Consider the following 22,607-nt stretch of genomic DNA (forward strand, 5'->3'; position numbering starts at 1 on the left):
ATAAACCGCGTTATCGTTCTTCGCGGGCAAGCCTCGTTCCTACGAAGAGCAGGTAGAGAATTGATTCGCGATATGTCAGTGGCTGTTTATACTGCAGGCGACCACGCCGCACTCAGTTGCGCACAGACTAATTCCAATAAAATCTGCCCTGGCCGCTCTCATCGAGAACGGACCCTGGCATGTGTATGCCTGATCAGAGCGTCAAGACTACCGACAGAGACCTTGCGCATGCCACTCGCTTTGCTTGCCCTCGCTGTTGCCGCATTCGGCATCGGCACCACCGAATTCGTCATCATGGGCCTGCTGCCCGATGTCGCCCGCGACCTTGCCGTGAGCATTCCCCACGCCGGATTGCTGATCACCGGTTATGCCTTGGGCGTGGTGTTCGGTGCGCCAATCCTCGCAATCGGCACCGCCAACATGCCCCGCAAGGCCACGCTGCTGGGCATGACACTGATGTTCATCCTCGGCAACATGCTTTGCGCCCTGGCACCGAATTACGCCACGCTGATGGCCGCTCGGGTGGTAACGGCGCTGTGCCACGGAGCGTTCTTCGGCATCGGCTCGGTTGTAGCCGCCGGACTGGTCGCACCGAACAAGCGCGCCCAGGCGATTGCCATGATGTTCACCGGCCTGACCCTGGCCAACGTGCTGGGCGTGCCGTTAGGCACCGCACTCGGACAATATGCCGGATGGCGCTCGACGTTCTGGGCGGTGTCGGTCATCGGTGTCATTGCCGCCCTTGCCCAATGGTTGTGGCTGCCGAAAAACATCGCAATGGACAAAGCCAACCTTGCCAGTGAGTTCAAGGTGCTGGGCAAGCCCAACGTGCTGTTGGCCCTGGGCATGAGCGTCTTGGCCTCGACCAGCCTGTTCAGCGTGTTCACCTACATCGCGCCGATCCTGCAAGACATCACTGGCGTCAGCCCCCATGGCGTGACGATCATGTTGCTGCTGTTCGGTGTGGGTCTGACTGTGGGCAGCATGCTCGGCGGACGCTTGGCCGACAGTCGCTTGCTGCCTTCGCTGGTCGGCATGGCATTGGCTGTGGTGCTGGTACTGGCCGCCTTCAGCCAGACCAGCCATTCGGTTGTCCCGGCAGCGATCACGCTGGTGCTGTGGGGAATCTTTGCCTTTGCCCTGTGCCCGATCCTGCAACTGCTGATCATCGATCAAGCCCATGAAGCGCCCAACCTTGGCTCGACGCTAAACCAAAGTGCGTTCAATCTCGGCAATGCGGCGGGTGCCTGGATTGGCGGACTGGTCGTCGCCAGCGGAGCCGATCTGGCAGACCTGCCCTGGACCGGCGCACTGGTGAGCGGCTTGACCGTGCTGACCGCGCTGTTTTTCATCTACCTGCAACGACGCCATACCGCCACAGTCAACGTTCCCGGCTGATCACTTCTTGACGTCCTGCGGATCCGAGGTCTGTTTTCGATCCGCAGGCTCCTTGGGCGCTCCGCTTTCACTGCGAATTTGCGCATGGCTGATCAAGGCGAAGATAAAACTGCCACCGACGATGTTCCCCGCCAGTGTCGGTCCGGCAAACACCAGCCAGAAATCACTCCACGGCAATTCGCCGGCAAATACCAGGTAAGAAACCTCCAGCGAACCCACCACGATGTGAGTGAAATCTCCCAAGGCCATGAGATAGGTGATGAGGATGATGATCCACATCTTGGCGCTTTCCATGGACGGGATCATCCAGACCATGGTGGCGATCATCCATCCGGAAACAATGCCTTTGGCGAACATCTTGCTGGGGTCGTTTTCCATGATCTTGCGGCCGATGTCGAGGAAGGCCACATCGGTTTTGCTGTCGAAGATCGGCAGTTCCAGCATGACGTACGCCACCAGCAAGGTACCGCAGAGATTGCCCACCAGCACCACCCCCCATAACCGCAGCAATCGACCGAAGTTGCCCAGCGTGGGCTTGCTCATGATCGGTAGCACGGCGGTCAGGGTGTTTTCGGTGAACAGTTGCTGACGGGCGAGAATGACCGCCAGGAACCCGGCGCAGTAGCCGAAACTGGCGATCACCTTGAACCCTTCGCCATCTGGCAGGCGTGAATTGAGCAAGCCCATGGCCATGAGCGACAGGCCCATGGTCAGGCCTGCGGCCAGCGCCGACCACCATAGCGCGGCCACGCTGCGTTCGAGTTCCTGATCGCCCTGGGTGCGGATGATTTCGTGAAGTACCGCCGCACGTGGCGGCTGGTTTTTTTCGACCTCATGCTGCTCTTTTGGCGAGAGGTCGGGGGTCTTGCCGTCTTTTTTAGTGTCCATGGGGCTCCTGAACCGCAGGGGTGCGATGTTGTTACGACCCGCGTGGTTCAGGTTCCGTTCTGCTGGCCCGCCGTTATTCGACGCTGGCGTCATCCTTGAACTGATCCTTGACGTACTTGATCTCGGTCCGGCCATGGGGCGCGGGCAAGCCGTCCTCACCCAGGTTGACGAAGACCATCTTCTCGACCGTCAGAATGCTTTTGCGGGTGATCTTGTTGCGCACTTCGCAAGTCAGGGTGATCGAGGTGCGGCCGAATTCGGTCGCCGTGATGCCCAGCTCGATAATGTCGCCCTGGCGCGAGGCACTGACGAAGTTGATTTCTGAAATATATTTGGTGACCACGCGCTGGTTGCCCAACTGGACGATGGCGTAAATGGCCGCCTCTTCGTCGATCCAGCGCAGAAGACTGCCCCCGAACAACGTGCCGTTGGGGTTGAGGTCTTCGGGTTTAACCCATTTGCGTGTGTGGAAATTCATATTCACTCCCGAGCGTCTTGCCAAATGATGCCCATCATCATGGCAGAGCCCGACCTGGAGCTCTATCAGGCATCGCCTATGGCTTCGATTACCGTTCGGACATTGACCAACAGAAACGCTTTGGAAGATCAGCATAGCCCGCTATAATCGCCCCCGTTTCAAAACGGTAATCTTCACTTGCTACCGTTTTCCCGCCACCTGTCCGAGGGGCGCTGCAGCAGGTTCGACCTGTCAGGCTCGGATGGGGCGTTGCCTGGCCTTCAATGGCTGGACACTAAACGCACAACGGCGCCCATTCGCATACATTACGAATGGAGGCTCTTCATGAGCGCTGTTATCACGCCTGCAGATTTTAACGATTACAAAGTCGCCGACATGTCCCTGGCTGCCTGGGGCCGTCGTGAAACCATCATCGCCGAATCGGAAATGCCGGCACTGATGGGTCTGCGCAACAAGTATTCTGCCGAGCAACCGCTCAAGGGCGCGAAGATCCTCGGCTGCATCCACATGACCATCCAGACTGCCGTGCTGATCGAAACCCTGGTTGCCCTGGGTGCCGAAGTACGCTGGTCGTCCTGCAACATTTTCTCCACCCAGGACCAGGCTGCCGCCGCCATCGCCGCTGCCGGCATCCCGGTCTTCGCCTGGAAGGGTGAAACTGAAGAAGAGTACGAGTGGTGCCTGGAGCAAACCATCCTCAAAGATGGCGCGCCATGGGATGCCAACATGATCCTCGACGACGGCGGCGACCTGACCGAACTGCTGCACAAGAAATACCCGCAGGTGCTGGATCGCGTCCACGGCGTGACCGAAGAAACCACCACCGGCGTGCACCGTCTGCTGGACATGCTGGCCAAGGGCGAGCTGAAGATCCCGGCCATCAACGTCAACGACTCGGTCACCAAGAGCAAGAACGACAACAAGTACGGCTGCCGTCACAGCCTGAACGATGCGATCAAGCGTGGCACCGACCACCTGCTGTCCGGCAAGCAAGCGCTGGTCATCGGCTACGGTGACGTGGGCAAAGGCTCCGCTCAGTCCCTGCGCCAGGAAGGCATGATCGTCAAGGTCTCCGAAGTCGACCCGATCTGCGCCATGCAAGCCTGCATGGACGGTTTCGAGGTGGTATCGCCGTTCATCGACGGTATCAACAACGGCACCGAAGCCAGCATCGACAAAGCGCTGTTGGGCAAGATCGACCTGATCGTGACCACCACCGGCAACGTCAATGTTTGCGATTCGAACATGCTCAAAGCCCTGAAGAAGCGCGCTGTCGTCTGCAACATCGGCCACTTCGACAATGAAATCGACACCGCTTTCATGCGCAAGAACTGGGCATGGGAAGAAGTGAAGCCACAGGTTCACAAAATTCACCGTACCGGCGCCGGCGATTTCGACCCGCAGAACGATGACTACCTGATCCTGCTGGCTGAAGGCCGCCTGGTTAACCTGGGCAACGCTACCGGTCACCCAAGCCGCATCATGGACGGTTCGTTCGCCAACCAGGTTCTGGCGCAGATTTTCCTGTTCGGCCAGAAGTACGCCGACCTGTCGCCAGCGCAGAAAGCCGAGCGTCTGACTGTTGAAGTACTGCCGAAGAAACTCGACGAAGAAGTGGCTTTGGAAATGGTCCGTGGCTTCGGCGGCGTCGTGACTCAACTGACCAAGACCCAGGCCGACTACATCGGCGTGACCGTCGAAGGTCCGTTCAAGCCGCACGCTTACCGCTACTGATTGGTTCCTGCTGTCCGCTTCCTCAAGGGGAGCGGACTCATGCAGGAAACACGCGCGCTCTGTAGGAGCGAAGCTTGCTCGCGAACGCTTCACCCCGGGGTTTCTGAAACGCCGCGGCGCATGCTTCGCGAGCAAGCTTCGCTCCTACAGAGAACGTAGCGTCCTGCAAGGCTTATACGCTTCCAAGGATATGACCATGTCCCAAGACCGTCGCTACAGCTTCGAATTCTTCCCGACGAAGACCGATGCTGGGCATGAAAAGCTGCTCGCCACTGCTCGCCAGCTGGCCACTTACAATCCCGACTTTTTCTCCTGCACCTACGGCGCCGGTGGTTCGACCCGTGATCGCACGCTGAACACCGTTTTGCAGTTGGAAAGCGAAGTCAAGGTACCTGCCGCTCCGCACCTGTCTTGCGTCGGCGACAGCAAGGCCGACCTGCGCGGCCTGCTGAGCCAGTACAAGGCGGCCGGCATCAAGCGTATCGTTGCCCTGCGCGGTGACCTGCCTTCCGGCATGGGTATGGCCAGCGGCGAAATGCGTCACGCCAACGACCTGGTTGATTTCATTCGTGAAGAGACCGGCGACCATTTCCACATCGAAGTCGCGGCTTACCCGGAAATGCATCCGCAAGCGCGCAATTTCGAGGACGATATCGCTAACTTCGTGCGCAAGGCCAACGCTGGCGCCAACAGTGCGATCACCCAATACTTCTTCAACGCCGACAGCTACTTCTATTTTGTCGAGCGTGTGCGGGCGTTGGGCGTGAACATCCCGATCGTCCCGGGAATCATGCCGATCACCAACTACAGCAAACTGGCGCGCTTCTCCGATGCCTGCGGGGCGGAAATCCCGCGCTGGATCCGCAAGCAACTGGAAGCCTACGGTGACGACACGCCAAGCATTCAGCGCTTCGGCGAGCAGGTCATTACCGAAATGTGTGAGCGCCTGTTACAAGGTGGCGCACCGGGCCTGCATTTCTATACCCTGAACCAGGCAGAAGCCAGCCTGGCTGTGTGGAACAACCTGAAGCTGCCTCGCTGACAGGTCCCATGCGCGTACACAGGCCCTCTACGGAGGGCCTTCTACTTTCAAAAGAACCACGGAAACCTGCAGTTCAATGATGACCGCGCCCTCGACTTCACGCCCACAACTCGTCTATCTGGTTTTCGGTTCCGAGACTTACCACCAGGAAGCCGTGTTCAGTATCTCCAGTGCCCTGAGCTGGTTGCGTGAAACACCGGAAGTGGCGCTCGACATCCAGGTCTTCAGTGACAACCCGCAACCTTACGAACACCTGCCGGTGCGCGTTCGTCACCTCGATGCAGAGACACGCAAACGCTGGAGCGAGCCACACGGCTATCACTTCCGCGTCAAGCATGTGGTGTTGCGTACGGTGCTCGAAGAGGCCGAAACTGCGCTGCTGATCGACACCGACACGTTCTTCCACTGCTCGCCGCTCAAGTTGTTCGAGCGCGTGCAACCCGGCACCCTGCTGTGTAACGACTACTACACGCACTACGGCAACAACAAGGAAAACGTCCTCTACAGCGCTCTGTCATCCAGACTCATGGAGAAAGGCCTGGCCGACGACCAGATGATGCTGCTCAACTCCGGCGTCATTGGCTTGCACCGCCAGGATGCTCACGTGCTGGATCGCTCGATCGCGCTGATCGACGAACTGTTTCCATTCGCACAAGGCGCATACACCCTCGAGGAATTCTGCCTTTCAGTGGCGGCCTATCGGACACTGGACATCAAAAAGTGTCCCGACCTGATTCATCACTACTGGAGCCGCAAGCAATTGTTCAGGGCCAAGGTTCAGGCCTGGGTTGCCAAACATGCCGCACAGCCAACCAGCCAGGCCGCTCTCGACGATACCCGCCGCGTATCGGCTCAGCTTCCAAGACCTCCACGATCGCAGCGGATGATTTACAAAGTCATCACACTGGCACTGCCCGCACATTTGCGGCAGTTCATTCGTGAAATCCTCTATGGCTGCTATGAACACCCTAACGAATTCGACAAGGCCTGCGGGCCGGTCTGGTGGGAGAAGGCGCTGCAAAACCAACAGGAACGACTCGGCACTCCGGTTTGTCGACACTTGCTCGAAGATTGGTTCACCAATCGCCTGGTCAAGCTTATTCTTGGGCAGCGGCGCGCTGCAATCCACGAGCATCTGCTCAATTCGCCGAGTAAATAGTGACGTTGCGCCCAATCTATCCAACACGGCGTTAAACATGCACGCCAGAGCTTCTCATTAGGCGGCAGGCGTACTAACCTCAGACCATGCCCGCCATTGCCCAGTTGCTCACCGTTGTGCTTTTCACTTGCCTGAGCTTCGCCGCCCGGGGCGAGAAACTGCGCATTGTCACCGAACCATGGGCGCCTTACGTCTACGAAGAAAATGGCGAGGCCCTTGGGCTGGACTACGAAACCACCGCCATTGTCTTCAAGCGTCTGGGCATCGAAGTGGAATGGCAATTCCTGCCATGGAAGCGCTGCCTGTCGATGCTCGAGACGGGCCAGGCAGATGGTGCGCTGGATATTTTCCACAGCGATGAACGCGATGCTACCTTGCTCTATCCCAGCGAACCGCTGTCGCAAGTGCAGTTCGTGATGTTCTACGCCAACGAGCGACCTCACCCCTTCCGCACCCTCGATGAGCTGCGCGGCCTGACCATCGGCACCTCACCCGGTTACCTGTACAGCCCGGATTTCCGCGAGTCGACGCTGTTCACTCGCGAACCGGCCCCCAGTCATGAAGCGAATTTCGGCAAGTTGGTTCGCGGGCGGATCGACCTGTTGATCACCGACCGCCGCGTCGGCCAGCATCTGCTCGACGAACTGAACATCCGCGACAAGATCACCGAAAATCCGACCATTATCAGCCAGCAAAGCCAGTTTCTGGCGGTGCGTCGCAATGCCGGCATGGACTTGCTGGTGCAGCGTTTTGGCGCCGAGCTCAAGCGCTTCAAGCGTGAGCCCGCCTACGCGGAATTGAGCGCCCGGTATGGCGCGGCACCGCCCAGCGCCTTGAATTCCGCACGGGCCACGGCCACCACCGCAAAAACCGTTGAGCAGCAGGAAAGCGGCGCGCAGTGATTGCTCTGTTATACTCCGGCGTTCCCGCCAGGCTCACGCCCGGACGCTCGGAATCGTAAAGGTATCTCGACCCCGCTACGGCGCAGCTTTTCAGCCCGCGCGAGCGCTCCAGACGAACCTTCGTGACCGAAGCAGGACCGGACGGGATTGCGTTCCTCTAAACGCTATTCGCGCCAGGCAAGACTCCCATTGGGCCAAGCCCTAACTTAGAACAGGATTACTCATGTCCTTTGCTTCCCTCGGTCTCTCCGAGGCTTTAGTCCGCGCCATCGAGGCAGCGGGCTATACCGAGCCTACTCCGGTGCAACAGCGGGCCATTCCCGCCGTGTTGCAAGGTCGCGACCTGATGGTTGCGGCACAGACAGGTACCGGTAAAACCGGCGGTTTCGCCCTTCCGATCCTGGAGCGGTTGTTCCCCAACGGTCACCCGGACAAATCCCAGCGTCACGGCCCGCGCCAACCACGCGTACTGGTCCTGACCCCGACCCGCGAACTCGCGGCGCAAGTGCATGAAAGTTTCAAGGTCTATGCCCGTGACCTGAAATTCGTCAGCGCCTGCATCTTCGGCGGCGTCGGCATGAACCCACAGGTTCAGGCCATGTCCCGCGGCGTCGACGTACTGGTCGCCTGCCCTGGCCGTTTGCTCGACCTGGCCGGCCAAGGCAGCGTCGACCTGTCCCACGTGGAAATCCTCGTGCTGGACGAAGCCGACCGCATGCTCGACATGGGCTTTGTCCATGACGTGAAGAAAGTCCTTGCCCGTCTGCCGGCCAAACGCCAGAACCTGTTGTTCTCGGCGACGTTCTCCAAGGACATCACCGACCTCGCCGGCAAGCTGCTGCACAACCCGGAACGCATCGAAGTCACGCCGCCGAACACCACGGTCGAGCGTATCGAGCAGCGCGTATTCCGTCTGCCGGCCAGCCACAAGCGTTCGTTGCTGGCGCACCTGATCACCGCCGGAGCCTGGGAACAGGTACTGGTCTTCACGCGCACCAAGCACGGCGCCAACCGTCTGGCCGAATACCTGGACAAACACGGCCTGAGCGCCGTCGCGATCCACGGTAACAAGAGCCAGAACGCCCGCACCAAAGCCTTGGCCGACTTCAAGGCCGGCACCGTGCGCATCCTGGTTGCAACAGACATCGCCGCTCGCGGCCTGGACATCGACCAGTTGCCACACGTGGTCAACTTCGAACTGCCGAACGTCGATGAAGACTACGTACACCGCATCGGCCGAACCGGCCGTGCCGGTCGCTCGGGCGAGGCGATTTCGCTGGTCGCCCCGGACGAAGAAAAACTGCTGAAAAGCATCGAACGCATGACCAAGCAGAAAATCGCCGACGGCGACCTGATGGGCTTCGACGCCAGCGCCGTGGAAGCCGAGAAGCCTGAAGCACGCGAGCGTCCGGACATGCGCAACCCGCGCAATCCGCGTGGTCCGCGTGGCGACGGTCCGAACGGCGGTGGTGGCGGTCGTAAAGACAAGGGCAAGGACAAGGGCAAGGAAAAACCGGCGTCAGGTGAACGTGGCGAGCGTCCAGCGCGCCAGCAAAAGCCACGCGAAGGCACCCCGGCTCGCGAGCAGCGTCAGCCAAGCCAGCCGCCACGCCCGGCAGCCGACCGTGCTCCGGATGAGTTTCTGGACGACGATATCGATAACTTCGGTAACCGCGTCGACTACGTGCCTCAGCAAAAACCAGCTCAGGGTCGTGGACGTCGTCCGGGGGCTCCGGCACAAGGCACGGCTGCTGGCTCGGGCGCACCCCGTGGCGGCAAGCCACAAGGTCGCCAGAACGGTCCACGCAACAGCGATGGCGCCAGCACCGGCACACCACCTGCCAAGCGCAATGGTCCACGCAACGGTGCGCCGCGTGACGGCCAGGCCCGTCGCGAAGACTCGCGCAACCGCCGTCCGGCCCGTGACGACCAGCCGCGTTCGGAACCTGCCGTACAGAACCCGCGCGGTCCTGCGCCGAAGATCATGCACAAGGAGTCGAAGGCTGACCGCTTCCCGACACCTGAGCAGCTGGATCAACTGCCAAGCCGTCCTCGCGGTGAAAAGCCGGCGCTGTTGACCCGTAACAGGTAAGCAACAAGCTCACCCGGGTTAATGATTGTGGCCGAGGACACTGCGAGAGCAAGCGTTGCTCAAGCAATGTCCAGCTAAAAAAAGAGCCCCGACTCACCAGAGTCGGGGCTCTTTTTTTTGCTTACGATTTGTTCCGAATCCCTTCAAAGGTGATGTACAGATCTACGAGGCTCGAACCCGGCGCGAGCTTGCCTGTCTGGCCAAAATCTTCACGCTTGATGGTCGTGCGACCCTCGAAGCCTGCCCGGTACCCACCCCATGGATCAGCGCCCTCGCCTAAAAACACACCTTTGACCACGACCGGCCTGGTGACGCCGCTCAGGGTCAGATCGCCTGTCACGTCAGCCGTTGTCTTGCCCTCGGCGTTCTTTCCGGTTGCCTTGATAGCGGTCGACACAAACTTCGCTGCCGGATACTGACGGGCATTGAGGTATTCCTTGTCGAGCAAATGCTTGTCACGCTCGGCATGATTGCTGAACAGACTGGACGTACGCACATTCACTTCAAGCTTGCTGTCTTCAATGTTTTGCGCGTCGAAACTGAATGTGCCGTCCAGGTCCCTGAAAGTGCCAGTGATGAAGCTGTACCCCAGATGACTGACCTTGAAATCAATAAAGGCATGCTGCCCTTCCTTGTCGATCACATAGTCAGCGGCCGTCGCTTGCCCCATAAAAGACATGAGGGCACCGACCGCCAACCCACAAATCGATTTTCTCAGCATAGTTGCTTCCTTACCCGACAAAACGAGAGCGAATGCTCCTCGACATGGAGGTAAAGACTGAGAACCACGTATTAAGCAGGAATTAATGCGGTCTGTAGGACGCAGCGTAGGAATAATGCCTATTCCGAGTACGACAGCACGTAAAAGCACACCCCGTCGAGACGGCTCTCACCCTTTTCACGGACAAAAAAACGCCCCGCCGACCAATGATCAGCGAGGCGTTTTTTTGTCAGGCGAAAAGATTACTTCGCTTTGACGCCTTCAAAGCTCACGTACATATCAACTGCATCGGAGCCTGCCCCCAGGTCTTTCTGCTTGCCGAAATCGGAACGCTTGATGCTGAAAGTACCCTCGAAACCGGCACGGTAGCCGCCCCATGGATCCTTGCCTTCACCCAGGAAAGTGGCCTTGACCACGATTGGCTTGGTTACGCCGAGGATGGTCAGGTCGCCCGCCACGTCAGCAGTATCCTTGCCTGCGGCGTTTTTGCCGGTCGGTTTGACGCTGGTCGAAACAAACGTGGCTTTGCTGCCGTTCAGGAAATCTTTGCTGGCGATGTGCTTGTCACGCTCAGCGTGGTTGGTGAACACGCTGGCGGTGTTGACGTTGAACTCGATCTTGCTGGCTTCAGGCTTGGCAGCGTCGAAGCTGAACTTGCCGTCGATGTCCTTGAAAGTACCGGTGATGAAGCTGTAGCCCAGGTGGCTGATCTTGAAGTCGACGAAGGCGTGCTGGCCTTCTTTGTCGACCACGTAGTCAGCGGCCATTACGTTACCGGCGGACAACAGGGCCGAACCAATTGCCAGAGCGGCCAGAGTCTTTTTCAACATGCTTTGTTTTCCTTTGGAGTCGAGGTTGAACTTCAGGCTTTGCGACCCAGCATTCGCTTGAGGGTCACATCACGGTCGATAAAGTGGTGCTTCAATGCTGCCAACGCATGGAGGCCGGAAAAAATTACCAGCACCCACGCCAGGTAGAGATGAATCACGCCAGCGGTATCTGCCTGGTCCGGTAGTCCGGATACCAATGCAGGCACTTCAAACAAGCCAAACACCGGGATACCGACACCGTCTGCGGTGGAAATCAGGTAACCGGCAATCATCACAGCAAACAGACTGAGATACAGAAAGCCATGGCCGAACTTGGCACCGAGACGCGTCATGCGGCTGTAGCTGGACAAGGTTGGCGGTGGCGGACTGATGAAACGCCACAACACCCGCAACACCATCACACCCAGCAACACCAGGCCGATGCTTTTGTGCAGGTCCGGCGCGTCTTTGCGCCAGGTGCTGTAGTAGTCGAGCCCGACCATCCACAGCCCGAGCGCGAACAGCGCGAAGACCGCCAGCGCCACGCCCCAGTGCATAAAGATGCTGACCCAGCCGTAGCGGGAAGAAGAGTTTCGTAGCTGCATTGCCTAGATCCTGTAAGTGCTGGCCCAAGACTATCGATTTATCTATCGAATTAAAGCCGAAAATTTCGCTATGAAATATCGAGAAATGCGATCAAGAGCCTGGAGCAGCCAAATTAAGAAAAGATTAAAGTCCAAATTGTTAAAACAAGTGAATACAAACCAGAGAACACCTGTATCAAAAGGTTTATTCAATGGCTAGCTGCGATTTTCTCCGGGCAAAAAAAAGCGCGACCCTCTGGGCCGCGCTTTTTTTCACCTGAAGATTACTGAGTCTTGGCCTCAGTGGTCGCCACAGGTTTGGCCGCTGGCTTCTTCGCCGGTTCGGCCTTTTTCACCGGGGCCTTGGCCGGGGCTTTTTTCGCTTCGGTCTTGGCTGCTGGCTTGGCTGGAGTTTTTGCCGGTGCCTTCTTCGCAGGTTCAGCTTTCACCGGCGCCGCAGGCTTGGGTGCTTCGACCGGCGCCGGAGCAGCGACCGGTGCTGGAGCAGGTGCCGGCGCTGGAGCTACCGCGGGCTCTGGTGCCTTGACCGGTTCCGGTTTTTTCTCGTCATCCGAGCCGCCGAACAGGTTGGTGAAGAAGTTGCCCTTCTTCGCGGCTACCGCGCCGGCACCTGCCGCCGCCGCAACGGCCGGAACCACTTTCGCCGGTTCGAAGGACTTGCCTGCCGCCAGATCTTCGACCTGGCTGGCCGCACGTTGACCGGTGCGCAATGCGCCTTCCAGCGTGCCCGGATACAAGGTGTCAGTGTGTTCGCCAGCGAAGGCTACGCGCTGAATCGGACGCTCCCACAAGCGCCAGAACTTGCTGATCTGGCCCGGGCCGAAGGCCAGGTAGGCGCCACCCATTGAAGGGTCGGTGCTGTAGCGACGGATTTCATAACCGGTGAACGAGCCACGCGCCTGTGGATAAAACGCGTGCAGGCGAATCAGTACCTGATCGACCATCTGCTTGTCGCCAAACGCTTGCATCACCCGGGCATTGTCGCCGGACAGGTTGATTACCACGTTGGCACCGCCCTTCAGCGCTGGCTCGATCCACAACATGCCCAGACCGGCGTTGCTGTAGATTTCGCCGGACATGCGCGATTTGGATTCCCAAACCGGGGTCTTGAACTTCAGCATGATCTGGTCGCGCCAACCGTAGTTGGTGCCCTTGATCGCCGCCAGGTGCTGGGCGTCCAGCGCTGGGGTCATCTGAATCTTGTTCAGGGCGCGCAACGGTACAGCCAGGACTACGTAGTCCGCCTGATAGCCGACGCTGCCGACTTTGACAGTCACGCCGTCCTTGTCCTGGATGATCGCCGAGACCGGGGAGCTGGTCTTGATGGTTTTCAGCTGTTTGACAAAGGCCTGGGCCAGCACCGGGCTGCCACCTACCAGGCGCGACGCACGCAGGTCGCGGTCGGAAACACCACGGTAGACGCGGCTCTGCTGAGCAAAGTAAAGCAGCGAGATACGCGAAGGTTCGTCATAACGGGTACGAATCTGCTGGTTCACCAGTTGGCGGGCCGTGGCTGGCAGGTTCAGGCGATCCAGCCAATTTGACACGTTGATCTGGTCCAAGGCGTGCAGCGTGCTGTTGGCCGCCGGATTTTGCGGGTCGTCGATCGAACGCGCCAAGTCATCCAGGGTTTTCTCGTAGCGCTTGAGCGCTTCAGCGGTGGCCGGTTGCTTGGTCGTCAGGTCGGCGGCGGAGACATACTCGCCATCGATCAGGTAGCCCGGCGTGCGCACGAACTCGGGGGCTGGCGTGGTGCTCAGTTTGAAGGTCGACACGTATTTGTTCAGGACCGGCTGCGTCTTGTCGTTGCCGATCCATTCGCTGGTGGCCATGCCGGAACGACCGCCCAGACTGGATTTGGCTTCCAGCAGCGTGACCTGCCAGCCTTTGTTCTGCAGTTCATAAGCCGCCGTAAGGCCCGAGACCCCGCCGCCGATCACGATCGCGGTTTTATCCTTGGCCAGCGCAGACACGCTGAACAGCCCCAACATCACCAGCGCACAGGCGCGCAGCCAACCGACAGACATTCAGCGAACTCCGGAAATACACGAAAAATAGCGGTTTTGCGAGCCAGACGACTCAAGAGCCGAGAAGGATACGTCAGGCTTCAGAAGCCCGCCAGCAACGTCTATCGGCCTTTGCAAAGTAGCTCAATCGACACAATGGGTTGTCCCGGTGGCGTGCATTGCATAGGCTTGCGCGATTGTTTGTTCGCGCCTGCCGCGGACCGCCTCGAGGAGAGAGAAAATGGGCCTGAATAATCAGTGGATGCAACGCGACCTCGCGGTGTTGTGGCATCCCTGCACCCAGATGAAAGATCACGAACAACTGCCGCTGATCCCGATCAAGCGCGGTGAAGGCGTCTGGCTGGAAGATTTCGAAGGCAAGCGCTACCTCGATGCGGTCAGTTCCTGGTGGGTCAACGTGTTCGGCCACGCCAATCCGCGAATCAACCAGCGGATCAAGGATCAGGTGGATCAGCTGGAGCACGTGATCCTCGCCGGTTTCAGTCATCAGCCGGTGATCGAACTGTCCGAACGCCTGGTAAAGATGACGCCGCAAGGCCTGACCCGGTGCTTCTACGCCGATAACGGGTCATCCTGTATCGAAGTCGCGCTGAAAATGAGCTTTCACTACTGGCTCAACCGTGGTCAGTCGAACAAAAAACGCTTTGTCACGCTGACCAACAGCTACCACGGCGAAACCATGGCAGCGATGTCGGTCGGCGACGTGCCGCTGTTCACTGAAACCTACAAGGCCTTGCTGCTGGACACCATCAAGGTGCCGAGCCCGGATTGCTACCTGCGTCCCGACGGCATGAGCTGGGAGGAACATTCGCGCAACATGTTCGCCGCGATGGAGCAGACCCTGGCCGAGAACCATGACAGCGTCGCAGCCGTGATTGTCGAGCCGCTGATCCAGGGTGCCGGCGGCATGCGCATGTACCACCCGGTGTACCTCAAGTTGCTGCGAGAAGCCTGCGACCGTTATGGCGTGCACCTGATCCATGATGAGATCGCGGTGGGCTTCGGCCGCACCGGAACCATGTTCGCCTGCGAACAGGCCGGCATCCGCCCCGATTTCCTCTGCCTGTCCAAAGCCCTGACCGGCGGCTACCTGCCGCTGGCGGCATGCATCACCACCGACGAGGTCTACAGCGCCTTTTACGACGATTACCCGACCCTGCGGGCCTTCCTGCACTCGCACAGTTACACGGGTAATCCACTGGCCTGCGCGGCGGCGTTGGCGACGCTGGATATCTTCGAAGAAGACAACGTCATCGAGAACAACCAGGCCCTGGCCCAGCGCATGGCCTCCTCCACCGCGCATCTGGCCGATCACCCGAACGTCTCGGAAGTGCGCCAGACCGGCATGGTGCTGGCGATCGAGATGGTCAAAGACAAGGCGAGCAAAGAAGCCTATCCGTGGCAGGAACGCCGGGGCTTGAAAGTATTCCAGCATGCGCTGGAGCGCGGGGCTTTGCTGCGGCCGTTGGGCAGCGTGGTGTATTTCCTGCCGCCGTACGTGATTACTCCGGATCAGATCGACTTCCTGGCCGAAGTGGCGAGCGAAGGCATCGACATCGCCACTCGCGACAGCGTCAGTGTGGCGGTGCCGGAGAACTTCCACCCTGGCTTCCGTGATCCGGGCTGATTGGCAACGCTCGTTCCCACGCTCTGCGTGGGAATGCAGCCCGGGACGCTCCGCGTCCCAAAAGCGGACGCAGAGCGTCCGGTGAGGCATTCCCACGCAGAGCGTGGGAACGATCAAATTAAAGAGAATCCGCATGAGACTGTCCCGCTTCTTTATCGACGCCCCCCTGAGCATCGGCGAGCACGAACTGCCCGAAGCCCAGGCCCATTACATCAGCCGTGTGCTGCGCATGGCCGAAGGTGATGCGGTGCAATTGTTCGACGGCTCGGGCCATGAGTTTCGCGGCACGCTGACGGAAGTCGGCAAGAAGCGTGTGGTGGTGAGCATCGATGAGAGCTTCACCGGCCAGGTCGAGTCGCCATTGCAGATCCACCTCGGCCAGGGCTTGTCCCGGGGCGAGCGCATGGACTGGGCGATTCAGAAAGCCACAGAATTGGGCGTCAGCGAAATCACGCCGATTTTCAGCGATCGCTGCGAAGTCCGGCTCAAGGACGAGCGCGCCGACAAGCGCTTGCAGCACTGGCGCCAGGTGGCGATCAGCGCTTGCGAGCAATGCGGCCGTTCAAGGGTACCGGTGATTCATCCACCGCTGTTACTGGCCGATTGGTTGAAGCACACGGACGCTGAATTGAAGCTGGTACTGCATCCGGTGGCCGAGCCGCTGGTGAGTCATGCCAAACCTTCAAGCCTGGCATTCCTGATCGGCCCGGAGGGTGGGTTGTCCGATGCCGAAGTCGATCAGGCCAAGGCCGGCGGCTTCCATGCCGCCCGCCTCGGCCCACGGGTGCTGCGTACTGAAACCGCGCCGGTAGTTGCGCTGGCAGTAGCCCAGCAACTGTGGGGTGATTTCTAAGCTATTGCACCGGATCACTCACCGGTTTGGCAATGATCGCCTTGAGTTCGCTGGTCATCGGGAATTCAAGGTTCAACCCCTTCGGCGGGATCGGCTGCTCAAACCAGCGTTTATAGATGCCATTGATCTCGCCTGAACTGTACAGATCCGCCAACACACCGTTGACCAGCGCCAGGAACTGCGGATCGTCCTTGCGCACCATGCAGCTGTAGATCTCCCGTGACTGCTCTTCCCCGACGACCACCCACTTGTGTGGGTCATGGGCCTTCGCGCGTTCCCCGTAGAGCAGCGCGTCGTCCATGTAGAAGGCCGCCGCCCGTCCCGATTGCAGCATCTGGAAGGCTTCGCCGTGGTCCTTGGCGCTGATCACAAACATGTCGATCTTGTGATCGACGTTGTAGCTTTTCAAGAAGCGCTCATTGGTGGTGCCGGCGGTCGTCACCACGTTCTTGCCGCGCAAGTCGGCGAAGCTCTTGATTCCGCTGTCCCTGGCCGTCAGCAACTGGCCTTTGACGTAGATGAAGCCGTAGGAGAACGCCACTTGTTTCTGCCGCTCGGCGGTCACGCCGGTGGAACCGCACTCCAGGTCAACCGTGCCGTTCTGTACCAGTGGAATGCGGGTTTGCGAGGTCACCAGGTTGTACTTCACCTTCAACTCCGGCAGGGCCAGTTGCTGCTGGATGCGCTCGACGATCTTGCCTGCCAGATCCACCGAGTACCCCATCGGCTTGCCGCTATGATCACCCACATAAGAGAAAGGCACCGAAGCATCGCGATAGCCCAGAGTGATGCTGTTGGCGCTGGCGACCTTGCTCAGGGTGCCGGTCAAAGGCATTTCATTGGCCTGAACCTGACTGCCGAGCAACAGGCCAAGCGTACAAGTGAGCAACGTGATTTTTTGCATTGTTATTCTCCGTTGTGGGTATTGGTTTATCGGACGCGTGCCGCGATGACGGTGATTTCCACCAGCACCTGCGGTCGGGCCAGTTCGGCCTGCACGGTGGTGCGACTCGGCGCTTGACCCGGTGACAGCCAGGCCGACCAGACCTCGTTCATCGCGGCGAAATCTTCGTTGATGTTCTTCAGGTAAAGGGTCGCGCTGAGCAGATGGTCCTTGCCGCTCCCCGCCTCGGCCAGCAGCGAGTCGATTTTCGCCAGCACCTCGCGGGTCTGGCTGGCTGCATCCGTGGCATCGCCGGGCACCTGCCCGGAAAGAAACACCAGATCGCCAAAGGTCACGGCGCCGGACAGGCGCGGGTTGCTGTGCAGTCGGGTAATGCTCATAACAGTGTCCTCTTCAGAAGTCAGTATTCAGGCGGCGCGGTGGTTGAAACCCTGCAGGTCGATGGAAGTCCGACGCTCGCCAATCAGTTCACTGAGCAGGCGCCCGCTGCCGCATGCCAGGGTGAAACCCAGCGCGCCGTGGCCAAGGTTGAGCCACAGGTTGCGATACGCGGTCGCACCCAGCAGCGGCACTCCGTTAGGTGTAGCCGGGCGCATGCCGGCCCATTCGACAGCCGCTTCGTAGGCACCGGCATCGGGAAAGGTCTCACGGGCCTGACGCTTGATCAGCGCCAGTCGCTTGGGGTCGAGCGCAGGGTCGAAACCGACGATGTCGACCATCGCCGCCACCCGCAATTGCTCGCCGATACGCGCGTAGACGATCTTGCGGTCGTAGTCAGTGATGCTCACGTCCGGCGCCCGATGACCGACGCCAATTGGCACGGTCAGGCTGTAGCCCTTAAGTGGATACAACGGCAGTTGCAGCCCGGGCAGAGCCAACAATGGGCTGCGGTGGCCGGCGGCGATAACCAGGTGCTCGACCGGCAGCACTTGCTCGCCGAGTTCGATGGCGTTGACGCTGCCGTTGTTGTGGCGAATGCCGGTCACTGTTTGCCCGAGACGGAACTCGCAACGGCCGGAGGCCTGCAACCGGGCAGCCAGTTGCTGGCAGAAACCATGGCAATCGCCGACCTCTTCGTCCGGGGTGTAAATCGCGCCGACGAAGGGGGCATCGGCCAATGCCGGCTCCAGCCGCGTACATTCGGCAGGCGACAACACCTGCTGTTGCAGCGGGTCGGCCAGACCCCGGCACGCATGCTCGAAGCTGCTGTTCTGGCGGAAGGTCACCAGTTTGCCGTTGCGCCGCCACTGAAATCCCGTCAGTCCATCGTCCTCGCGCCAGGACTTCAAAGTGTCCTGGCTGAGCAGCGCCAGGCGCAGCAAGTGTGCGGCGTTCTCACGGTTGACCGAGCGACGGCAGGCGCCGAGGAAAGACGCCATCCAACGCCACTGGGCCGGGTCGAAGCGCGGGCGCAACTTCAGCGGTGAATCGCCGCGCAACATCCAGCCGATGGCCTGCAAAGGCACACCCGCGTCGGCCAGCGGCGCGACATAGCGATAGGAGAGCTGGCCGCCATTGGCGAAGCTGGTTTCACTGCCCAGCGAATCCCGGGCTTCGATCACTGTCACCTCGACGCCGTCGCGCACCAGCGCATAGGCCGTTGCCAGGCCGATCACGCCGCCTCCGATGATGCACACACGCTGAGCCATGTCCGTCCTTAAAGCCGTTGAGAAGACGATGCCAAGGTTAGAGCCAGGTGACAGACGTTGAACAATGCATAAAGATGGCAACCCCATAAACAAAGGTTATGGACTTGTCATGCGCCTGCGCCACATCGAGATTTTCCAGGCAATTCGACAAACCGGCTCGATCAGCGCTGCCGCGCAATTGCTGCACGTTTCGCAGCCGGCGGTGAGCAAAGTGTTGCAGCATGCCGAGCAACAACTGGGCTTCGCGCTGTTCCTGCGCGTACGCGGCAAACTGCAGCCGACGCCGGAAGCATTGGAGTTGGAGCGCGAGGTCGACAAGGTCAGCGAAAGCCTGCAAGGCGTGCGACGTCTGGCCCAGAGCCTGCGCCGCGAGCCTGGTCACAGTCTGCGGATCGGCGCCACGCCGGCGCTGGCCCTGTCATTATTGCCGCCGGCCATTCACGAGTGGACCAGACGCTACCCGGACATAGCGTGCGAACTCTCCAGCGCGCACAGTCGCGAACTGGTGCAGAACCTGCTGATGCGCGAAGTGGATGTCGCCCTGACCCTGCAACGCCCGGATCACCCAGGGCTCAAGGCACAGGCGCTGGCTTCGGGAGTGTTGGTGGCGCTGGCACCGGCAAGTTACTGGCCGGCGACGGAGGCAGGAACGCCGCTGCCGCTGATGGCGCTTGCCGATGCACCCTTGATCGGCCTGTCCAGCGCCGACCCGTTGGCTGCCCGGCTCGATAGTTACCTGGAAGCGGTTGAACCGCCGCCGCGGATACGCATCGCCGTGCAGACCTATTCACTGGCTCGGGCCATGGTGGAATCAGGTGCCGGTCTGGCGGTGATCGACCCCTTCACCGCCCTCGGCGCCTCACCGGGCACCACGACCCTCCGCCCGCTGGCCCCGCCATTGCCGATTACCCTGTATGCCGTGACTCGCGCCAGCGAACCACCGCCGCACACACTTGATGAACTGCTGCAGATCTTCAGTCGCCGTGCCCGGGAGCAATTGGACAACCTGATGCCTGGGCAACCCTGAAGTCTGATCAAGCCCCCTTGGCGCGTTACAGGACGTAGAACAAAATCGCCACAAAGTGCAGCAGACTTCCGGCGATCACGAACAGATGCCATATCCCGTGGGCATGTCGCAATCGGTGATCGAGGGCGAAAAAGATAATCCCGACGGTGTACAACACGCCGCCCGACGCCAGCCAGGCAAACCCTGCGCTACCCAGTGCAGCCAGCAATGGCTTGACCGCCACCAGCACGATCCAGCCCATCACCGCGTAAATCACGATCGACAGGATCCGCGCTTCGGAACGCGGCTTGATCTCTTGCAGGATGCCGATCAGCGCCAACCCCCAGACAATCCCGAACAGCGTCCAGCCCCACGGTCCACGCAGCGTCACCAGACAGAACGGTGTATAGCTGCCGGCGATCAACAGGTAGATCGAGAAGTGATCGACTTTCTGCATGATCGCTTTCTTGCGCCCGCGCACGCTGTGGTACACGGTCGATGCGCTGTAGAGCGACATCAAGGTAAAGCCGTAGATCGCCACGCTGACGATTTTCCATGGGCTGCCGTCCATGCTGGCAATCACCAGCATCCACACCACACCAACCGTTGCCGCCACTGCCCCGACCAAATGCGTCCAGGCGTTCAATCTTTCCCCGTGATACATCGTTTACCCACCTCATCAATCATTGCCGCAACACACAAGGCTCAGGCCTGCAGTCTGAAAGCGCAATATTTCAGAACATAACACCCCCCTGTAGGAGCCGGCTTGCTGGCGATAGGATCTCAAGTTTCACGTTGATCTTCAGGGCCTCATCGCTGGCAAGCCAGCTCCCACAAAGGTCTGCGTGCCCGAACGTAATTAGGCACAATCGAGCGATTCCAAAAAGAGTCCGCCCCATGCTGATCGATGAAGAGTTGACCCTGAAAAAACTCGAGGTGTTCCTGGCCTTCATGCGCACCGGCAACCTCGCCCGGGCCGCCGCCGAGTTGCAGACCAGCAACGTCAGCGTTCACCGCGCGATCCACTCTCTGGAAAGCGCCCTGCGCTGCCCGTTGTTCAAACACGAAGGCCGCAACCTGACACCGCTGGAGAGCGCCTATGTGCTGGAAGAGCGCGCGCAAAAGCTGATTCAGGACGTCGTCGAGAGCGTGCGCCTGACCCGTGAGGCCGCCGGATTTTCCGCCGAGCGCTTCAAGTTGGGTTCGCTGTATTCGTTGACGGTGAAGACCGTGCCGCAACTGATCATGGGCCTTAAGATCCGCCGCAGCGAGCTGAATATCGATCTGATTCTCGGCTCGAATTTCGACCTGTTGTACAAGCTCAAGAACATGGAAGTCGACGCGATCCTGGTATCACTGGACGACAGCATCATCGACCCGGACCTGGAACATATCCCACTGTTCTCTGACGACATCTTCCTGGCCACGCCGGCCGACTCGAAGTTCGCCCAACGGACCGAAGTCGACCTGGCCGAGGTCCGCGACGAAACTTTCATCACACTGACCCAAGGCTTCGCCACCCATCAGGATGGCAAGCGGGTATTCGAGCAGGCGGGGTTCGAGCCAAAGGTGGCGATGCAGGTCAACGACATCTTCACGCTGCTGAGCATGGTCAGCTCAGGCGTGGGTTACGCGTTGCTGCCGGGGAGGATTGCCGCGGTGTACGAGAACCGGGTGAAGCTGATTCCGTTGCAGGAGCAATATCGCTTGCAGCAGCACATCGGCGTGGTGTTCCTCAAGGCCAAGGAGCGCGATCCGAATCTGCTGGCGTTGCTGGCCGAGTGTCGGATGTATGCCAATCGCCAGGCTTGAGTGTGGCGAGGGAGCTTGATGATCGTTCCCACGCTCTGCGTGGGAATGCTTCAAGGGACGCTCCGCGTTCCAGCTTTCGAATGGGACGCGGAGCGTCCCGGGCTGCATTCCCACGCAGAGCGCGGGAACGATCAGTTAGCCGACAATCCCGCGAACAATGAAGTACAACAACGAAGGCCCGAGCAGGCACCCAAGCCCAGTGTGAAAGGTCGCCGTCAACGCCCCATAAGGCACCAACCGCCGATCCGTCGCCGCCAGCCCCGCCGTCACCCCACTCACCGTGCCGGCCAACCCGCCGAACACCATCGCCGAACGCGGGTTATCCAGGCCCATCCAGCGCGCCGCCACCGGCGTGCCGACCATCACCAGGATCGCCTTGATCAACCCCGTGGCAATCGACAGCGCCATCACATCCGAGGTCGCGCCGATGGCTGCACCGGTCACCGGACCGACGATGTAAGTCACCGCGCCGGCGCCAATGGTGGTCATGCTCACCGCATCGCGATAGCCGAACACCCAGGCCATGCACGCACCGACAATGAACGGCAGCACCGTGCCCAGCAGCAGCGCGATCACCCCGATCAACCCGGCCTTCTTCGCTTCGGTCGCCTGCACTTCGAACGCCGTGGCGACGATGGCGAAATCGCGCAACATGGCGCCGCCCATCAAGCCGATGCCGGAGAACAGCGTCAGGTCCGCCAGGCCTTTTTGCCCGCCGGTCATGGTGCCACCGACCCAGGCCAGCACCAGGCCGATGACGATGGCAATCGCCGAGCCATGAATGCGCCCGAAAGTCAGGCGTTTGGAGAGAATCACCGATACCCACATGATCACGCCGACGAAGGCGAAGGCAGTGACCAGACCGTTATGCTCCAGGCCTTTTTCGATGAGATCCCACATA

General features: G+C 60.0%; 21 protein-coding genes and 1 riboswitch. Of the genes, 10 read left to right on the forward strand and 11 right to left on the reverse strand.

Annotated elements, in window-relative coordinates; translation table 11 throughout:
• Positions 1-228 precede the first annotated feature (228 nt).
• Positions 229-1,398, forward strand: a complete 1,170-nt coding sequence (locus ASD60_RS10495) for an MFS transporter (protein WP_056853935.1) — start codon at positions 229-231, stop codon at positions 1,396-1,398.
• Here the strand turns inward: ASD60_RS10495 and ASD60_RS10500 are convergent, their stop codons facing one another.
• Both ASD60_RS10500 and ASD60_RS10505 read right to left on the reverse strand, forming a co-directional pair.
• Entirely contained in the window at positions 1,399-2,286 is an 888-nt protein-coding gene (locus tag ASD60_RS10500) for a formate/nitrite transporter family protein (RefSeq protein ID WP_056853936.1), read from the reverse strand.
• Between the two features lie 73 nt (positions 2,287-2,359).
• Positions 2,360-2,764 carry an acyl-CoA thioesterase gene (locus ASD60_RS10505; protein ID WP_056853937.1) on the reverse strand — a complete coding sequence of 135 codons (405 nt, stop codon included), beginning with the start codon at positions 2,762-2,764 and terminating at the stop codon, positions 2,360-2,362.
• 198 nt (positions 2,765-2,962) lie between these two features.
• Positions 2,963-3,065, forward strand: a riboswitch (S-adenosyl-L-homocysteine riboswitch).
• A 23-nt stretch (positions 3,066-3,088) separates the two neighbouring features.
• Between ASD60_RS10505 and ahcY the strand changes: the two genes are divergently transcribed.
• From ahcY to ASD60_RS10530, 5 genes are all read left to right on the forward strand, one after another.
• A complete protein-coding gene (ahcY, locus tag ASD60_RS10510) occupies positions 3,089-4,498 on the forward strand; it encodes an adenosylhomocysteinase (RefSeq protein ID WP_056853938.1) in 1,410 nt (469 codons plus the stop codon).
• A 196-nt stretch (positions 4,499-4,694) separates the two neighbouring features.
• Positions 4,695-5,540, forward strand: coding sequence for a methylenetetrahydrofolate reductase [NAD(P)H] (metF, locus tag ASD60_RS10515; protein ID WP_056853939.1), 846 nt, complete (start codon positions 4,695-4,697; stop codon positions 5,538-5,540).
• Between the two features lie 76 nt (positions 5,541-5,616).
• On the forward strand, positions 5,617-6,699 hold the full coding sequence (locus ASD60_RS10520; protein ID WP_056853940.1) for a hypothetical protein: 1,083 nt from the start codon (positions 5,617-5,619) through the stop codon (positions 6,697-6,699).
• Positions 6,700-6,785: 86 nt separating this feature from the next.
• Positions 6,786-7,601 carry a substrate-binding periplasmic protein gene (locus ASD60_RS10525; RefSeq protein ID WP_056853941.1) on the forward strand — a complete coding sequence of 272 codons (816 nt, stop codon included), beginning with the start codon at positions 6,786-6,788 and terminating at the stop codon, positions 7,599-7,601.
• Positions 7,602-7,824: 223 nt separating this feature from the next.
• Positions 7,825-9,693 carry a DEAD/DEAH box helicase gene (locus ASD60_RS10530; RefSeq protein ID WP_056853942.1) on the forward strand — a complete coding sequence of 623 codons (1,869 nt, stop codon included), beginning with the start codon at positions 7,825-7,827 and terminating at the stop codon, positions 9,691-9,693.
• A 121-nt stretch (positions 9,694-9,814) separates the two neighbouring features.
• Here ASD60_RS10530 and ASD60_RS10535 read toward each other — a convergent pair whose 3' ends face one another.
• From ASD60_RS10535 to ASD60_RS10550, 4 genes are all read right to left on the reverse strand, one after another.
• Positions 9,815-10,414, reverse strand: coding sequence for a YceI family protein (locus ASD60_RS10535; RefSeq protein WP_056853943.1), 600 nt, complete (start codon positions 10,412-10,414; stop codon positions 9,815-9,817).
• A 242-nt stretch (positions 10,415-10,656) separates the two neighbouring features.
• On the reverse strand, positions 10,657-11,244 hold the full coding sequence (locus ASD60_RS10540) for a YceI family protein (protein WP_056853944.1): 588 nt from the start codon (positions 11,242-11,244) through the stop codon (positions 10,657-10,659).
• Positions 11,245-11,276: 32 nt separating this feature from the next.
• Positions 11,277-11,828 (reverse strand): cytochrome b, encoded by a 552-nt coding sequence (locus tag ASD60_RS10545; RefSeq protein WP_056853945.1) that lies wholly within the window; start codon positions 11,826-11,828, stop codon positions 11,277-11,279.
• A 263-nt stretch (positions 11,829-12,091) separates the two neighbouring features.
• Complete coding sequence (locus tag ASD60_RS10550) at positions 12,092-13,855, reverse strand: FAD-dependent oxidoreductase (RefSeq protein WP_056853946.1); 1,764 nt, start codon at positions 13,853-13,855, stop codon at positions 12,092-12,094.
• Between the two features lie 220 nt (positions 13,856-14,075).
• Between ASD60_RS10550 and ASD60_RS10555 the strand changes: the two genes are divergently transcribed.
• Positions 14,076-15,482 carry an adenosylmethionine--8-amino-7-oxononanoate transaminase gene (locus ASD60_RS10555; RefSeq protein WP_056853947.1) on the forward strand — a complete coding sequence of 469 codons (1,407 nt, stop codon included), beginning with the start codon at positions 14,076-14,078 and terminating at the stop codon, positions 15,480-15,482.
• A gap of 133 nt (positions 15,483-15,615) precedes the next feature.
• Positions 15,616-16,335, forward strand: a complete 720-nt coding sequence (locus ASD60_RS10560; protein ID WP_056853948.1) for a 16S rRNA (uracil(1498)-N(3))-methyltransferase — start codon at positions 15,616-15,618, stop codon at positions 16,333-16,335.
• A gap of 1 nt (position 16,336) precedes the next feature.
• On the opposite strand, the gene ASD60_RS10565 is transcribed toward ASD60_RS10560, so the two are convergent.
• From ASD60_RS10565 to ASD60_RS10575, 3 genes are read right to left on the reverse strand one after another with little or no spacing between them, the layout of a single operon-like run.
• Entirely contained in the window at positions 16,337-17,239 is a 903-nt protein-coding gene (locus ASD60_RS10565) for a transporter substrate-binding domain-containing protein (protein WP_056853949.1), read from the reverse strand.
• Between the two features lie 26 nt (positions 17,240-17,265).
• On the reverse strand, positions 17,266-17,619 hold the full coding sequence (locus ASD60_RS10570; protein ID WP_056853950.1) for a RidA family protein: 354 nt from the start codon (positions 17,617-17,619) through the stop codon (positions 17,266-17,268).
• A 27-nt stretch (positions 17,620-17,646) separates the two neighbouring features.
• Positions 17,647-18,888: a D-amino acid dehydrogenase gene (locus ASD60_RS10575; RefSeq protein WP_056853951.1), complete on the reverse strand. Its 1,242-nt coding sequence runs from the start codon at positions 18,886-18,888 to the stop codon at positions 17,647-17,649.
• 109 nt (positions 18,889-18,997) lie between these two features.
• Here ASD60_RS10575 and ASD60_RS10580 point away from each other — a divergent pair, with 109 nt between their 5' ends.
• On the forward strand, positions 18,998-19,915 hold the full coding sequence (locus tag ASD60_RS10580) for a LysR family transcriptional regulator (RefSeq protein ID WP_056853952.1): 918 nt from the start codon (positions 18,998-19,000) through the stop codon (positions 19,913-19,915).
• A 25-nt stretch (positions 19,916-19,940) separates the two neighbouring features.
• Here the strand turns inward: ASD60_RS10580 and trhA are convergent, their stop codons facing one another.
• A complete protein-coding gene (gene trhA, locus ASD60_RS10585; RefSeq protein WP_056853953.1) occupies positions 19,941-20,558 on the reverse strand; it encodes a PAQR family membrane homeostasis protein TrhA in 618 nt (205 codons plus the stop codon).
• 233 nt (positions 20,559-20,791) lie between these two features.
• Here trhA and ASD60_RS10590 point away from each other — a divergent pair, with 233 nt between their 5' ends.
• Positions 20,792-21,706: a LysR family transcriptional regulator gene (locus ASD60_RS10590; protein WP_056853954.1), complete on the forward strand. Its 915-nt coding sequence runs from the start codon at positions 20,792-20,794 to the stop codon at positions 21,704-21,706.
• A 135-nt stretch (positions 21,707-21,841) separates the two neighbouring features.
• Here the strand turns inward: ASD60_RS10590 and madM are convergent, their stop codons facing one another.
• Positions 21,842-22,606, reverse strand: coding sequence for a malonate transporter subunit MadM (madM, locus tag ASD60_RS10595; RefSeq protein WP_056853955.1), 765 nt, complete (start codon positions 22,604-22,606; stop codon positions 21,842-21,844).
• Between the last annotated feature and the right edge of the window lies 1 nt (position 22,607).

This window comes from Pseudomonas sp. Root562 (assembly GCF_001427125.1).
GTDB lineage: Bacteria > Pseudomonadota > Gammaproteobacteria > Pseudomonadales > Pseudomonadaceae > Aquipseudomonas.

Coding starts and splice junctions, on each gene's coding strand:
- metF (WP_056853939.1), top strand. CDS start 4,695: ATGTCCCAAGACCGTCGCTACAGCTTCGAATTCTTCCCGACGAAGACC.
- ASD60_RS10590 (WP_056853954.1), top strand. CDS start 20,792: ATGCTGATCGATGAAGAGTTGACCCTGAAAAAACTCGAGGTGTTCCTG.
- ASD60_RS10495 (WP_056853935.1), top strand. CDS start 229: ATGCCACTCGCTTTGCTTGCCCTCGCTGTTGCCGCATTCGGCATCGGC.
- ASD60_RS10575 (WP_056853951.1), bottom strand. CDS start 18,888: ATGGCTCAGCGTGTGTGCATCATCGGAGGCGGCGTGATCGGCCTGGCA.
- trhA (WP_056853953.1), bottom strand. CDS start 20,558: ATGTATCACGGGGAAAGATTGAACGCCTGGACGCATTTGGTCGGGGCA.
- ASD60_RS10500 (WP_056853936.1), bottom strand. CDS start 2,286: ATGGACACTAAAAAAGACGGCAAGACCCCCGACCTCTCGCCAAAAGAG.
- ASD60_RS10535 (WP_056853943.1), bottom strand. CDS start 10,414: ATGCTGAGAAAATCGATTTGTGGGTTGGCGGTCGGTGCCCTCATGTCT.
- ASD60_RS10520 (WP_056853940.1), top strand. CDS start 5,617: ATGATGACCGCGCCCTCGACTTCACGCCCACAACTCGTCTATCTGGTT.
- ASD60_RS10560 (WP_056853948.1), top strand. CDS start 15,616: ATGAGACTGTCCCGCTTCTTTATCGACGCCCCCCTGAGCATCGGCGAG.
- ASD60_RS10525 (WP_056853941.1), top strand. CDS start 6,786: ATGCCCGCCATTGCCCAGTTGCTCACCGTTGTGCTTTTCACTTGCCTG.
- ASD60_RS10580 (WP_056853952.1), top strand. CDS start 18,998: ATGCGCCTGCGCCACATCGAGATTTTCCAGGCAATTCGACAAACCGGC.
- madM (WP_056853955.1), bottom strand. CDS start 22,606: ATGTGGGATCTCATCGAAAAAGGCCTGGAGCATAACGGTCTGGTCACT.
- ASD60_RS10550 (WP_056853946.1), bottom strand. CDS start 13,855: ATGTCTGTCGGTTGGCTGCGCGCCTGTGCGCTGGTGATGTTGGGGCTG.
- ASD60_RS10545 (WP_056853945.1), bottom strand. CDS start 11,828: ATGCAGCTACGAAACTCTTCTTCCCGCTACGGCTGGGTCAGCATCTTT.
- ASD60_RS10570 (WP_056853950.1), bottom strand. CDS start 17,619: ATGAGCATTACCCGACTGCACAGCAACCCGCGCCTGTCCGGCGCCGTG.
- ASD60_RS10530 (WP_056853942.1), top strand. CDS start 7,825: ATGTCCTTTGCTTCCCTCGGTCTCTCCGAGGCTTTAGTCCGCGCCATC.
- ASD60_RS10540 (WP_056853944.1), bottom strand. CDS start 11,244: ATGTTGAAAAAGACTCTGGCCGCTCTGGCAATTGGTTCGGCCCTGTTG.
- ahcY (WP_056853938.1), top strand. CDS start 3,089: ATGAGCGCTGTTATCACGCCTGCAGATTTTAACGATTACAAAGTCGCC.
- ASD60_RS10565 (WP_056853949.1), bottom strand. CDS start 17,239: ATGCAAAAAATCACGTTGCTCACTTGTACGCTTGGCCTGTTGCTCGGC.
- ASD60_RS10555 (WP_056853947.1), top strand. CDS start 14,076: ATGGGCCTGAATAATCAGTGGATGCAACGCGACCTCGCGGTGTTGTGG.
- ASD60_RS10505 (WP_056853937.1), bottom strand. CDS start 2,764: ATGAATTTCCACACACGCAAATGGGTTAAACCCGAAGACCTCAACCCC.